Origin of the sequence: Bradyrhizobium sp. AZCC 1678 (assembly GCF_036924765.1) — a bacterium.
Lineage (GTDB): Bacteria > Pseudomonadota > Alphaproteobacteria > Rhizobiales > Xanthobacteraceae > Bradyrhizobium > Bradyrhizobium algeriense.
On sequence record NZ_JAZHSE010000001.1, the window covers coordinates 1,465,987 to 1,479,256 of the forward strand.

Here is a 13,270-nt window from a genome sequence, read left to right on the forward strand (position 1 = left end):
TGCATTGCGAAAAACGTCTTAGGGATGGTCAGATGAAACACGTCATGAAGATCGGTCTTGGTGTTGCGCTGTCGTTCATGACGCTGGCTCAAGCGGCAGAGGCCGACAATTTCAAGCTCTCCAACAACCAGCGGATCGCCTGCAGCCGGGGATTGAGCGCGGGCAAGCTCAACACCTCGACCTGCAAATCCTATGCTTACGTGTTCAACACCAAGACGACGGAATATTTCCGCTGCCAGGTTTCGCTGGCGCTGACGCGGGACAACAAGGAAGTCATCAACGTCCAGGCCGACGGAAGCTGCGCCAGGAAGCCCCGCATCTTCGATGCCGATTCGAGCTATTCGTTCGATGCCACCGAAACCGAGCCGCCGAACACCAATTCGTTCTTCGGTCCCGGCGGCTATGCGGTATGGGCCAGCGACAACAATACGCTGAAGGTGCGTGGTTGCATCATCATCTCGTCCGGCCTCGGCTCCGACATCTCCAAATGCATCGACATGAAGTTCGATTGAGGCGCGCTCATTGCGTCTTGTCGGAGCTGGCTGCGAGTTGGGGGCGTGACGACCGGGCAAATTTCCGCACCGCCACCGGCTTGCCGAACAGGTAGCCCTGGACCAGATCGAACCCCATGTCGTGAGCGGCGAGAAAATCGGCGCGGGTCTCGATGCCCTGGGCGATGGCGCGGGCGCCGTTGTCCCGGGCCAGTTCGATAATGCGCCGGCATACCGTCTGCTTCAGCCGGTCGTCCGCGCAGCCGTTGATGTATTGCTGGTCGACCTTCAGCTCGACGAACGGGAAGCTCCGGAGTTCCAGGAGGGAAGGCCATTCCGCGCCGACATTGTCGATGGCGATCGCGATATTGTGCAGGCGCAGACGTCTTGCGGCGTCCACCGCCAGGTCCGGCTGGTCGATCACCTCGCTGCTGTTGATTTCGATTAAAAGTCCAGCGAATGCCGGGTGGGCGGGCATGGCGCGGCACAGATCGCGCACCGCCGCGGCATTGCCGAAGAACGATACCGGCAGGTTGATCGAAAGGTCGACCGGGCCCTGGCTCTCCAGCAGATAGCGCCAGTCCTCGATGGCGCGGCCGACCACGAATTCGGACAGGCTGCGAAAATGCGGATCCTTGTCGTCGGGAATGAAATAGGCCGGCGGGACCACGCCCCAGGCGGGATGCCGCATCCGGACCAGCGCCTCCGCTCCGCTGGGCACCAGCGTGCGGGTGTTGATCTTCTGCTGGTACCACAATTCGAGCCAGCCGGCCTTCAAGGCCTCGGCGACATCGACGGCGGGGCTTGGCGCCGGCTCCGCCGGCAGCAGCGCCGCGACGCTTGCGCGCAGGCTCGCCGCGCCGAACGGCGTCTGCAGCGAGGGCAGCATGGCGATGCCGTATTCGTCGCCAATTTGCCGGACGGCCTTTACCATAATCGAGTCGGGTTGACCGATGACGAGGACCTTGCCGCCGAAATTCTTGCGGACGATTGCCTCGAGGATTTCGCCGACATTGATCCCGTCGACGCATACGCTGAGCACGATCAGGTCAGGCTGCTCCGCCTGCAATACGCCCGCCAAATCGCCGGCCTGACCGCATTCGCAGGTCACGAAGCCGAGATCCTCGAGAGCGTCGGAAAGGAACAATCGCAGGTGCTTTTTGCTGTCGACGACGCAGGCCCTGGGCGTCAGCTTCCGATGCCCGAAGTGCGCTGCGCGCGAGTGCTCGCCAATATTGATTTGCTCCATGCCGCCCTCCCAACAGATACCCCGGCGCCAGTGGTACATCCGCGTTGAGGTCGCAATAATGGAATTTTCCGGGAGGTCACAGGATTACTTCAGTAGGGTTAAAGCCGCCGACAAGAATAAAACTTTAGGAAGCCTTCATGGCTCAACTGTCCGCTGCCGAGGGCCGGATAAGCCCATCCATTTCATGGGCTTCGGTGAGCTGATGCTTTGCCTGGGCAATATTTGATCAGCCCCGCGCGTTAACGCCTGTGGTCGCTTGTCGGCGCCGCGATATCAGCGGCTTGCGTATCGTCTTCCGCTTTTTCTTCGCAGGAGCAGCAATGACGCAGCGCACAACTCTTCTTCCGGCAAAAAAATGACCGCGGTCTTCGGCAGACCGCGGTCACTGTAACCAGTGTCCGGACAGCGCTTCCGCGTTGTCCGAACGGCGAATGTCGAAGCCTAGCCGCCGATACCCTTTTCCTTGAAGTATTTCAGCGCGCCGGGATGGAACGGGATCGGCGAACGTTCCTGCACCTGGTTGTCGAGCGAAAAACTCTCGGCTTCCTTGTGCACGGCGACGATATCGGCCTTCTTCTCCACCAGCGTCTTGACGATGGCGTAGGCGTCCTCATTGCTCATCTTGTCGCCGGTGACGATCAGGTTCCAGACCTCGGTGATCGAATTGTCCTTGTCGTAGCCGGGATACGAGCCTGCCTTGATCTTGCTCGGCGAATAGAGCTTGCCGTATTTGGCGTTCATCTTCTCGGCCAGGTCGCCATGGTCGATCAGTTTCATCTTGATGCCGGGAGTCGCTGCGAGATCGGTCACCGCGGCGGTCGGGATGCCGCCGACCCAGAAGAACGCGTCGATCTTGCGGTCCTTGACCGCGTTGACGGATTCGGCAACGCCGAGCCGTTCGCGCTTCATGTCCTTGTCCTTGTCGAGGCCGGCGGCCTCGATGACGCGGAACGCCATCACTTCGGTGGCGCTGCCGGGCGACCCGGTCGAGACACGCTTGCCCTTCAGGTCGGCCATGGTCTGGATGCCGGTGCCTTCCACCGTCACCACATGCATGCGGTTCGGATAGACCACGAGCAGCGCCTGCAACGGCAGCTTGCCGCTCTTGAACTTGTCCTCGCCCTTCAGCGCATCGAGCGCGGCGTCGGCCATGGTGAAGCCAAGCTCGCTCTTGCCGGCGCCGATCAGCTTGAGATTGTCGACCGAGCCGCCGGTGACTTCGGCGGTGGCCTGCATGTTGGGAAGGTTCTTCGACAGCACGTTGGCAACGGCGCCGCCGAGCGGATAGTAGACGCCGCCGGTGCCGCCGGTTCCGATCGACATGGTCTTCTGCTGGGCGTGGGCTGCGCCCGCTAAGGCGAGACCTGCGGAAATCGTCATGGCCAGTATGGCTACGGTCTTCTTCATTCTTTTCATCCTCAATCGTTTCCTGACTAAGTAGTGAGCGCCGGTCGCGTTGGCGACCGCGTTCTGGCCTGCCAGAATACCACGCCGAGACCGATGATCAGGCCCGGCACATAGGTGTAGCTGATATCGCGGCCGATGATCCATTCGACGATCGCCTCGATCAGGCTCGGGAACACCAGCAGCAATCCGGATAGCAGAAGCAGGCCGCGCTCGACCGCTGTATTTTGTCGCAGCGCCCAGTTCTGGGCAAACGCGGCCAGCGCCAGCAGGCCCAGGCTGGTCTTGATCGTGATTTCGAGAATGTCGACCCACGATCCGCCCTTGGGGATCGATAGCAGCAAGCCGACACCCTGCGGGTCGAGCACGAACACGAACGGCACCAGGAACGCCGGCAGCGTGTATTTCCAGGATTGCAGCGTGGTCTTGTAGGGATCGCCGCCGGTAATCGCAGCCGCTGCAAACGGCGACAGCGCCGTCGGCGGCGATACCTCGGACAGCACCGCGTAATAGAAGATGAACATGTGCGCGGCGTAATCGGGCACGCCGAGCTTGATCAGCGCGGGCGCGGCGATGACCGCGCAGATGATGTAGGACGCGGTCACCGGCACGGCGAGGCCAATGATCCAGACGATCAGCGAGGTGTAGATCGCGGTCAGCAAGAGGCTGCCGCCGGCATAGGCAATGACAATCGACGAGAATTTGAGGCCGAGACCGGTCAGCGTCACGATGCCGACGACGATGCCGGCGCAGGCGCAGGTGGTCGCGGCATTGAGCGCGCCGATCGAGCCGTCGGCCAGTGCCTTCACCAGCTTGGTCGGCATCAGCGCGGTTTCCGGACGCAGGAAGCTCAGCGCGAAAGTGACGACGATGGCGTAAAACACCGACAGCGATGGCGAGTAGCCGATGATCATGAACACGACGACGGCGAGCAGCGAGATGAAGTGGAAGCCGTACCGCCTGGCCATCTGGCCGAGCGACATCTCGGGCGTGAAGGTCACGTTCTTGGCGTGGAATTTCTTGGCGTCCAGTTCGACCATGAACAGCAGCGACATGTAGTAAAGACAGGTCGGGATGGTTGCCATCCAGATCACGTCGAGATAGCTGATCTTGAGAAATTCGGCGATCAGGAACGCGGCTGCCCCCAGCACCGGCGGCGACAGGATCGCGCCCAGCCCGCCCGCGGCCAGCAAGCCACCCGCGGCGTTCTTCTCGAAGCCCGCCTTGGCCATCATCGGATAGGCCACGGTACCGATCATGACGGTCGTGGCGACACCCGATCCGGAGGGACCGCCGAGCAGGAATGACGACAGCACGACCGTGCGGCCGGCGCTGTTGGGTTTGCCGCCCATCAGCGCCAGCGAGAAATCGATAAAGAATTTTCCCGCGCCGGATTGCTGCAGGAATGCGCCATAGATGGTGAACAGGATGATCAGCGTCGCCGATACGTCGACGGCTACGCCGAAAATGCCCTCCAGCGTAATGAAGAGGTGACCGACCAGCCGCGCCACGTCGTAGCCGCGATGGGTCCACGGCGCCGGCAGATACGGACCCAACATGGCGTAAGCGACGAACAGCAGCGACACCACGGGCATGATCGCCCCCGTCGTGCGCCGCGTCGCTTCCAGCAGCAGCACGATGAAGACGATGCCGACGATCACGTCCCAGCGGTCGGGCGCGGTGGCGCGGTCGGTGAAATCCTCGCCGCCCCACAGCGCATAGACGATGGTCGCGACCGCGACGATCCCGGGGACGACGTCCCACCAGCGCACGCGGTTGCGGAATCGCGTGGCCAGCGGAAACAGCAGGAAGCTCAGCACCAGCGTGAAGGCGACGTGGGTGTAGCGCAGTTCCTGGGTCGGAACGATGGCATAGGCCGCATAGAGGTGAAACAGGCTCATGACCACGGCAATCGTGGTCGAGATTTTCCCCGCCCAGCCCATCAGGCGGTTGGCCGCGCCTTCCTCTGCCTCGACGTAGGCTTCTGCCTTGTGCAAGGCTTCGTCGGATACCGCAACGACCTCGTCGTTGGTCGGCGTTGTCTTGTCTGCTGCCATGCTTTCCCCGGGGACCCCGTTAACTCCCAGACCCGGTGTCCCCCGGGTCTTTCGCGGGCGCATTCAGTCCAATTTGGGTAACCGTGGCAAGGGCCTTGTGGGCGTATGCCGGGGGCATCTTTTTAGCTTATCGGACGGCTTGACCCGGAGCCGCTGCCCGTCCAATTTCCCGGCCAAAATAATTGGAGAATGGCTTTCATGAACTCCAGATTGATTGCAGCCGCCGTTGCCACGGCGGCCATATTTTTTGCCCCCGGCGCGCATGCGCAGTCATTTATCAACATCCTGACCGGCGGAACATCCGGCGTGTACTACCCGCTCGGCGTCGCTATCGGAAAGATCTACGGCGACAAGATTGCGAACGTGAAGACCCAGGTGCAGGCCACCAAGGCCTCGGTCGAGAACCTGATTCTGCTGCAGCAGGGGCGCGGCGAACTCGCCTTCACGCTCGGCGACTCGCTCAAGGCGGCATGGGAAGGCGACGAGGAGGCCGGCTTCAAGTCCAGGCTGGACAAGCTGCGCACGATCGGCGCGATCTATCCGAATTACATCCAGATCGTCGCGACATCGGACAGCGGCATCAAGACGCTTTCCGACCTCAAGGGCAAGAGCCTCTCGGTAGGCGCCCCGAAGTCCGGCACGGAGCTGAACTCGCGCGCCATTCTTTCCGCCGCCGGCATGACCTACAAGAATATGGGCAAGGTCGAATATCTCCCCTTCGCCGAATCCGTCGACCTGATGAAGAACCGCCAGCTCAACGCAACGCTGCAGTCGGCCGGCCTCGGCGTCGCCTCGCTGAAGGATCTCTCGACTTCGACCGAAATCACCGTGGTGTCGGTGCCGAAGGCCATCGTCGACAAGATCGGACCGCCCTTCGTGCCGGCCATGATCCCCGCCAACACCTATACCGGCCAGGACAAGGACGTCCCGACCGCTGCGGTGGTCAACTATCTCGTGACGAATTCGGCGGTCTCCGACGATCTGGCCTATCAGATGACCAGGCTGATCTTCGAATCGCTCCCCGAACTCGTCACGGCGCACGCCGCCGGCAAGGAGATCAAGCTCGAGACGGCCGCGGCCGGCAGCCCGGTGCCGCTGCACCCCGGCGCGATCCGCTACTACAGGGAAAAGGGCGTGATGAAGTAGGGCGCGCGCACCCTTTTCGCCGTCATGCCCGGCCTTGTGCCGGGCATCCACGTCCTTGACGAGACCGCAGTAAGACGTGGATGGCCGGGACACGCCCAGCCATGACGTATCCAGTGACGGAGCTGGTGATATAACCAGCGCGGGCAGGGAATCACGGACATGCGGCAAGCCGAGGGGACGGAAGAGCCCGTCAAGGTCGAGTTCGATAATTTCGAGCATGGTTTTCCGGCGGGCTTCGGCCCCGGCGGCTGGGGCTATCTCGCCTATGCCATCGGCATCGTCTTTGCGGCCTTCCAGCTTTACGTCGCCGCGTTCAACTATCTGCCGAGCCAGGTGGTGCGCGGCGTTCACGTCGGCTTCCTGCTGCTGATGACCTTCGGCCTGATCGGCAACTTCAACGCCAAGAGCGATTTCGGCCGCGCGCTCGGCTGGCTGATTGGCGGTGCGGGCTTGCTGTGCGGGCTGTACCAGTGGATCTTCTACGCCGACCTGATCGCCCGCGACGGCGATCCGACGCGCGCCGATCTTGCGGTTGGTACGCTGCTTGCCGTGCTGATCTTCGAAGGCACGCGGCGGCTGATGGGGCTGGCGCTGCCGCTGATGTGCGGCGTGTGTTTGCTTTACTGGTTGTTCGGCCAGTATTTGCCGCAGCCATTCAACCATCGCGGCTATGATTTCGATCAGATCATCACCCATTTGTCGTTCGGCACCGAAGGATTCTACGGCGTGCCGATCTATGTCTCGGCGACCTACATCTTCCTGTTCGTTCTGTTCGGCTCGTTCCTCGAACGCGCCGGCATGATCCAGCTCTTCACCGACGTCTCGCTCGGCCTGTTCGGCCGCGCCCGCGGCGGACCGGCCAAGGTCGCGGTGTTCGCCTCGGGGATGATGGGAACGATCTCCGGCTCCGGCGTCGCCAATGTCGTCACCGTCGGCCAGTTCACGATTCCGCTGATGATCAAGTTCGGCTACCGCCGCGCGTTCGCCGCCGGCGTCGAGGCCACCGCCTCGATGGGCGGACAGATCATGCCGCCGGTGATGGGCGCGGTCGCCTTCATCATGGCCGAAACGTTAGGGGTGCAATATTCCGAGATCGTCAAGGCCGCGGTGATTCCGGCCATCCTCTATTTCGCGTCCGCGTTCTGGATGGTGCATCTGGAAGCCGGCAAGCACGGCCTCGTCGGCATGAAGCGTTCGGACATCCCGAACGCGTGGAAGGCGCTGGTGGCGCGCTGGTACCTGGTGTTGCCGCTGGTCGCGCTGGTCTACATGCTGTTCGAAGGTTTTACGCCGCTTTACGCCGGCAGCATGGGGCTCGCGCTGACGGTCGCCCTGATCCTCGGCGCCAGCATCACGCTCGGGCTCTCCCACATCGTGGTGCGCTACATCTTCTGGATCGGGCTCGCGCTGGTAGCCGCAGCGGTATCGCGCAGCGGCCTCGAGATCATACCGATCGCATGCGTCGTCGGCGGGCTGGTCCTGATTGCCGCGATCACGCGCGGCGGCCGGGCAACGCTCGCGACCTGCCGCGATTCACTCGCCGACAGCGCCAAATCGGCGCTCACTGTGGGCATGGCCTGCGCCGTCGTCGGCACCATCATCGGCATGATGACGCAGACCGGCGTCGGCACCATCTTCGGCGGCTGGATCATCGGGCTCGGCGCCAAGAGCCTGTTCCTGGCGCTGGTCATGACCATGCTGCTGTCGATCCTGCTCGGCACCGGCATCCCGACGATCCCGACCTACATTATCACCGCAGCACTTGCAGCACCCGCGCTCGCCAAGCTCGGCGTGCCGCCGATCGCCAGCCACATGTTCGCGTTCTATTTCGGCATCATGGCCGACCTCTCGCCGCCGGTGGCGCTGGCCGCGCTCGCGGCGGCGCCGATTGCGAAGGAAAACCCCGATAGGATCGGGTGGGAGGCGATGCGGATCGCGCTCGCGGGTTATGTCATTCCGTTCATCTTCGTCTACTCACCGGCCCTGATGCTGCAGGCGGGCGATCCCATGGCGGCCCAACTCGGTTTTTACGGCGCGGTGGCGCTGGCGATGCTCAAGGCACTGGTTGCGATCGGCCTGTTCGGCATCGTCGCCATCGGTTTCCTGTTTACGCGGCTGACCCGGCTTGAGATCGCGGTCGCTTTCGTTGCGGCGCTGTGCCTGCTCGGCGAGTTCGCCTTCAGCGACACCATCGGCTTCGCGCTGGCGGCGGCCGTCGTGGTCTGGCAATGGCGGCAGCGTTCGCGCAACGCGGTGGCAGCGGCTTGAGCGTCTGCCTCGCCTCAGCCGGTGTCGTGAAGACCCTGTCGATTGCGGCGTTCACGCTGGCGTGGACGCACTCGATCGAGAAGACCGACTGGCAGGAAGACTGGCGTGTCACGCCGCAGGCGCTGGAGCTGGTGCAGGCGCGCGTCAAGGGCAGCGGTGCGGGCATGGAGCCGCCGCCGGAGGCGCGATTGATCGATGGCTGGTTTCGATGGCAGCCGAAGCGCGCAGCGTTGCCGGAAGTGGTGCTGGGCAATTCCGGCGCCGCCGGCGAATGGCGGTTGTGCAGTGATGGCAAATGCCGAACATTGTCTGACATATTCGGTCATCCGGTCGGAACCGATGTGACGATCATGCGCGCCTGCAATCCGTAGATCCTATGGGGTGGCAGGTGGTCAGGGGTAAGCTGAGTTTGCGAGCACCCAACCACCCGGAGGATCAACGATGCGCACTGATCACACTGACACACCCGCCGGCTGCGAGTATGGCACGGTTTACATTGCTTTCGAACTGAGCAAGGCGAAATGGCAGCTGGGCATAATGATGCCTGGCGGCGAGAAGATGAGCCGTTACCGGATTGATGGGGGCGACCTGGCGGCGCTGTCGGGTTTGCTGGTCAAGGCTCGGGCGAAAGCGGCGCAGGCGGGGAAGCCGGTTCGTATTCTGTCCTGCTATGAAGCGGGTCTCGACGGTCATTGGCTGCACCGCTGGCTGGCCGACAACGAGGTACTCAATTACGAGATCGATGCGTCGAGCATCGAGGTGAACCGGCGGGCCCGGCGTGCCAAGACCGATCGGATCGACCTGGCGCAGTTGATGCGCTCGTTTCTGGCGTACCTGCGGGGCGAACCGCGGGTTTGCAGCATGGTTCGGGTTCCCACGCCTGAGGATGAGGATCGCAAACGGCGTACGCGCGAGCGCGAGCGGCTGCTGAAGGAGCGCACCGGACACAGCAACCGGATCAAGGGGCTGCTGCATGGCCAGGGCATCCGCGATGTCATGCCCCTGAAGCCGGGCTTCTTGTCGGGTCTGGACGAGATGCGTACCGGCGATGGGCGCGTTCTGCCGCCACGGCTGAAGGATGAGATCCGCCGCGAGCATGAGCGGCTGGTATTGGTGCACACGCAGATCAGGGCGCTCGAGGCGGCGAATGCGGCCGCGCATCGGGCACCGGCAAAGGACTCGGTCGAGGCGAAGGCGGTTCAGCTTGCCCAACTCAAGGCGATCGGCCCGCACATCGCCCAGCTCCTGGCCAACGAGGTCTTCTACCGTGACTTTAAGAACCGGCGTCAGGTCGGCAGTTGCGTCGGACTGACCGACATGCCCTACGACAGCGGCGCCCGCCGTCGACAACAGGGCATCAGCAAGGCGGGCAATCGCCGGGCGCGAACGACCGCAATCGAGCTCGCCTGGCTGTGGCTGAGCCATCAGCCCGACAGCGAGCTGAGCCGCTGGTTCCGCGCGCGGGTTGGCAACCTCAAGGGCCGCATCCGCAAGATCGCCATCGTAGCGCTGGCGCGCAAGCTGATGGTGGCACTGTGGCGCTATCTGGAAACCGGCCTCGTGCCAACCGGCGCGGCGCTGCGCCCAAGCCTCTAACGAACGCCGGTGCGCCAATGACGGCCGACGTGACCCAGGACAGACGTGTGACCGAACCCGGGTTTGGGTCTTCGGATTCCGCTTTCGTAGATGGGTCCCGTCTCTTCTGGGCCTTACCTTCACCCGTGCATGAAAGATCAGGGTCCGGGTCACCACACCCGACCGGATACAAGTTGATGCGGTGTCTGCCGCATAACAACGTCACGGCCCAGTCCAGGATGTCGCGTCAACCCGCTCACCGCGCGCACCAAAACGTTCCGATCCGAAAGCTTCGCGCCAGCCTTGCCGCCGTCAAGGTCGCTACGCGCCGCCTCCGGCGGTGGCCTGCGGCCAACCTTGACCGCGGCCGCGCCTGGCGCAGCGATCAACCATCGGAACGAAACAGCCACTGCGAGCGCAGCGCGCTCCACGACAACGACCGGGAGCAACACATGCCCTGATCAATCATTCCCCTTGACAACCACAACCCCATACAAGCCCGGATGGAGCCAACGGGTCGCGCGAATGCGCGCCCGATGACAGGCTCCGCGCAATCCGGGGCAAGTGCCAAACAAGAATCCCGGGTTGCGCTGCGCTTCACCCGAGCTACAAGAAGACGAGAACTCACAAGGGAGAAGAGGTCGATGGAACGGCTCAAGGGCAAGACAGCGATGGTGGTGGGGGCGGGATCGATCGGTCCCGGCTGGGGCAATGGCAAGGCAACTGCGGTGACCTTCGCGCGCGAGGGGGCGCAGGTGTTTTGCGTCGACCGCAATGCGGCGGCGGCAAAGGAGACGGTAGAGATCATTACGGGCGAGGGCGGCAAGGCGGCGGCTTTCACCGCCGACGTCTCGCGTGAAACCGAGGTCGAGGCGATGGTTTCGGCGTGCCGCAAGACCTATGGCCGCATCGACGTGCTCGACAATAATGTCGGCATCGCCGAAATGGGAAATGTCGTCGAGGTGAACGAGGCAAGCTGGGATCACGTCTTCGCCGTCAATCTCAAGAGCGCCTATTTCGCCATGAAGCATGTCATCCCCGTGATGCAGAAGCAGGGCGGCGGCTCGATCATCAACATCTCGTCGATTGCATCCATCCGCCATCTCGGTATTTCCTACGTCACCTACGGCGCCTCGAAGGCGGCGATGAACCAGATGACGCGCACCACCGCCGTGCAGTTCGCGCGCGACCATGTCCGGGTGAACTGCATCCTGCCGGGTCTGATGAAGACACCGATGGTCGAGCACTCCGCGGGGCTGGCAGCCAGCTATTCGGCCGGCGATGTCGAGGCGATGTGGCGGGCGCGCGACGCACAGGTGCCGATGGGGCACATGGGCGACGCCTGGGATGTCGCCAACGCCGCGCTGTTTCTGGCGTCCGATGAATCGAAATATGTCACCGGCATCGAGCTCGTGGTCGATGGCGGTATCACGAGCAAATCGGGCGCGTGACGCGCTATTGCCCCGTTATGCCTGCGCGCCCAATTCGGCGCGGTCGAGTTCTTCTTCCACCTGGTGGAAGGCGTCGTCGCCGATCTCCTCGAAACGACGCATCCGCAGCAGCGCTTCCCGTGCCGCGCCGATGGCGCGGCGGCGCAGCGGATCGGCCGGCAGCTCGCTGGTCGCGATGCCGAGTTCGGGTTCGGTTTCGGCACGCAGCAGCACGGCGCGGTATTCCAGCCGCAGGATTTCGGCCTCCTCGGACGGATCGGACTCGATCGCCTCGAGCGCGGCGCGATAGGCGATGCAGCGGGCTTGAGCGGCCTCGCGCGCGACCGGATCGTCCTTCTCGAATTTCAGCGCGAGGATCACCGGCCGCAGTGTGAGGCCCTGGATCACGAGCGTCCCCAGCACCACGGCAAAGGCCGTCAGCAGGATGAGATCGCGATACGGGAAGCTCTCCGGCAGCGCGAAGGCGGCCGCCAGCGTAACGATGCCGCGCATCCCGCACCAGGACACGATGATGCCGCGTTCCACCGTCGGTACCGCGGGAGACACACGGGAAGGAAGCAGGCCGTGCGCGTTCAAGGCGCGCAGCAATGCGCCATATGGCATCACCCAGGCGATGCGGGCGAGGATCACGACGGCGAGGATCGCGGCGGCAAAGCTGCAGTACTTGAACCGCACCTCGTCGTCGAGCCCGGACCAGATCGGATTGAGCTGCATGCCGATCAGAATGAACGCCAGCACGTTGAGCACGAACACGACGGTTTCCCACACCGCATAGGAGGCCACGCGCAGCCGCGCCGGGGTACGCTCGGGTGCGGTGCGGGCGATCGTGATCGCATAGGCGACGATGGTGAGAATGCCGGACAGCCCGATATGCTCGGCGACGATCCACACCATAAAGGTGCCGGCGAATTGCGTGATGATTGCGCTCGGGGCCTCGGTGATGCGGCGCGTGATCTTCGTCCAGACCCGCGCGAACAGGAAGCCGGCAATGAGGCTCCCGAACAGCGCCAGCGCAACGGACGGCACGAACTCGTGCACCTTCATGTGCTCGGCGGCAACCAGGCCGACCGCGACGCGGTAGATCAGGAGCGCGCTGGCATCGTTGAGCAGGCTTTCGCCTTCGAGGATCTTCTGGATGCGGTAAGGCAGGTTGACCTGGCGCAGGATCGCAGTGGCCGCCGCGGCGTCGGGCGGTGCCACGATGGCGCCGAGCGCGATCGCGACCGCCCATGGCATGTCGGGGCGCAGCCAGTGCGCGACCACAGCGACGGCGGCGGTCGTGACCCCAACCGCGACCAGCACCAGTGTCGAGACCGGCAGCCAGTTGTTGCGAAGGTCGCGCAGCGAGGTGTCGAAAGCCGCATCCAGCAATACCGGCGCCACGAACAGCGCCAGCGCCAGATCAGGCTCCAGCGTCCACTTTGGACCTGATGGCGCGAAGGCCAGCAACATGCCGCCGATCGCAAGAAATGTCGGATACGGCACCTTCAGCCGCCGCGCCAGCGCGGACAGCAGGACCGCGCCAAGCAGCAGCCCGATAATCCATTCGAATGCTAGCAAATCTGGGATTCCCGCCGGCCGAGATCGATGTCGCCATCAATCTAGCATAAAAGCCGGCGGGTCTTCCTG

General features: G+C 63.5%; 10 protein-coding genes. 6 read left to right on the plus strand and 4 right to left on the minus strand.

All coding sequences use genetic code 11. The annotated features are described in order from the left end of the window. Positions 1-32: 32 nt before the first annotated feature. A complete protein-coding gene (locus V1294_RS06960; protein ID WP_334476708.1) occupies positions 33-512 on the plus strand; it encodes a hypothetical protein in 480 nt (159 codons plus the stop codon). 7 nt (positions 513-519) lie between these two features. On the opposite strand, the gene V1294_RS06965 is transcribed toward V1294_RS06960, so the two are convergent. The 3 genes from V1294_RS06965 to V1294_RS06975 all read right to left on the minus strand — a co-directional run bounded on the left by V1294_RS06965 (position 520) and on the right by V1294_RS06975 (position 5,201). Next, on the minus strand, positions 520-1,740 hold the full coding sequence (locus tag V1294_RS06965; RefSeq protein WP_334476709.1) for an EAL domain-containing response regulator: 1,221 nt from the start codon (positions 1,738-1,740) through the stop codon (positions 520-522). Between the two features lie 441 nt (positions 1,741-2,181). Next, on the minus strand, positions 2,182-3,147 hold the full coding sequence (locus V1294_RS06970; RefSeq protein ID WP_334495989.1) for a TAXI family TRAP transporter solute-binding subunit: 966 nt from the start codon (positions 3,145-3,147) through the stop codon (positions 2,182-2,184). A gap of 26 nt (positions 3,148-3,173) precedes the next feature. Next, a complete protein-coding gene (locus tag V1294_RS06975) occupies positions 3,174-5,201 on the minus strand; it encodes a TRAP transporter permease (RefSeq protein ID WP_334495991.1) in 2,028 nt (675 codons plus the stop codon). A gap of 198 nt (positions 5,202-5,399) precedes the next feature. Between V1294_RS06975 and V1294_RS06980 the strand changes: the two genes are divergently transcribed. The 5 genes from V1294_RS06980 (at position 5,400) to V1294_RS07000 (ending at position 11,641) form a co-directional block, all read left to right on the plus strand. Beyond that, positions 5,400-6,347, plus strand: coding sequence for a TAXI family TRAP transporter solute-binding subunit (locus V1294_RS06980; protein ID WP_334495992.1), 948 nt, complete (start codon positions 5,400-5,402; stop codon positions 6,345-6,347). A gap of 159 nt (positions 6,348-6,506) precedes the next feature. Further along, a complete protein-coding gene (locus V1294_RS06985; RefSeq protein ID WP_334495993.1) occupies positions 6,507-8,615 on the plus strand; it encodes a TRAP transporter permease in 2,109 nt (702 codons plus the stop codon). Next, positions 8,576-8,986: a DUF1850 domain-containing protein gene (locus V1294_RS06990; protein ID WP_334476718.1), complete on the plus strand. Its 411-nt coding sequence runs from the start codon at positions 8,576-8,578 to the stop codon at positions 8,984-8,986. The genes V1294_RS06985 and V1294_RS06990 overlap by 40 nt, the downstream gene beginning before the upstream one ends. Positions 8,987-9,056: 70 nt before the next feature. After that, entirely contained in the window at positions 9,057-10,211 is a 1,155-nt protein-coding gene (locus tag V1294_RS06995; protein ID WP_334495995.1) for an IS110 family transposase, read from the plus strand. Positions 10,212-10,834: 623 nt separating this feature from the next. Further along, positions 10,835-11,641, plus strand: coding sequence for an SDR family NAD(P)-dependent oxidoreductase (locus tag V1294_RS07000; RefSeq protein WP_334476719.1), 807 nt, complete (start codon positions 10,835-10,837; stop codon positions 11,639-11,641). Positions 11,642-11,656: 15 nt separating this feature from the next. Here the strand turns inward: V1294_RS07000 and V1294_RS07005 are convergent, their stop codons facing one another. Beyond that, complete coding sequence (locus tag V1294_RS07005) at positions 11,657-13,201, minus strand: cation:proton antiporter (RefSeq protein WP_334495997.1); 1,545 nt, start codon at positions 13,199-13,201, stop codon at positions 11,657-11,659. Between the last annotated feature and the right edge of the window lie 69 nt (positions 13,202-13,270).

Excerpts from the sequence above, each read along its gene's own strand:
- V1294_RS06960 (WP_334476708.1), top strand. The coding sequence starts at position 33 with ATGAAACACGTCATGAAGATCGGTCTTGGTGTTGCGCTGTCGTTCATG.
- V1294_RS06965 (WP_334476709.1), bottom strand. The coding sequence starts at position 1,740 with ATGGAGCAAATCAATATTGGCGAGCACTCGCGCGCAGCGCACTTCGGG.
- V1294_RS06970 (WP_334495989.1), bottom strand. The coding sequence starts at position 3,147 with ATGAAGAAGACCGTAGCCATACTGGCCATGACGATTTCCGCAGGTCTC.
- V1294_RS06975 (WP_334495991.1), bottom strand. The coding sequence starts at position 5,201 with ATGGCAGCAGACAAGACAACGCCGACCAACGACGAGGTCGTTGCGGTA.
- V1294_RS06980 (WP_334495992.1), top strand. The coding sequence starts at position 5,400 with ATGAACTCCAGATTGATTGCAGCCGCCGTTGCCACGGCGGCCATATTT.
- V1294_RS06985 (WP_334495993.1), top strand. The coding sequence starts at position 6,507 with ATGCGGCAAGCCGAGGGGACGGAAGAGCCCGTCAAGGTCGAGTTCGAT.
- V1294_RS06990 (WP_334476718.1), top strand. The coding sequence starts at position 8,576 with ATGGCGGCAGCGTTCGCGCAACGCGGTGGCAGCGGCTTGAGCGTCTGC.
- V1294_RS06995 (WP_334495995.1), top strand. The coding sequence starts at position 9,057 with ATGCGCACTGATCACACTGACACACCCGCCGGCTGCGAGTATGGCACG.
- V1294_RS07000 (WP_334476719.1), top strand. The coding sequence starts at position 10,835 with ATGGAACGGCTCAAGGGCAAGACAGCGATGGTGGTGGGGGCGGGATCG.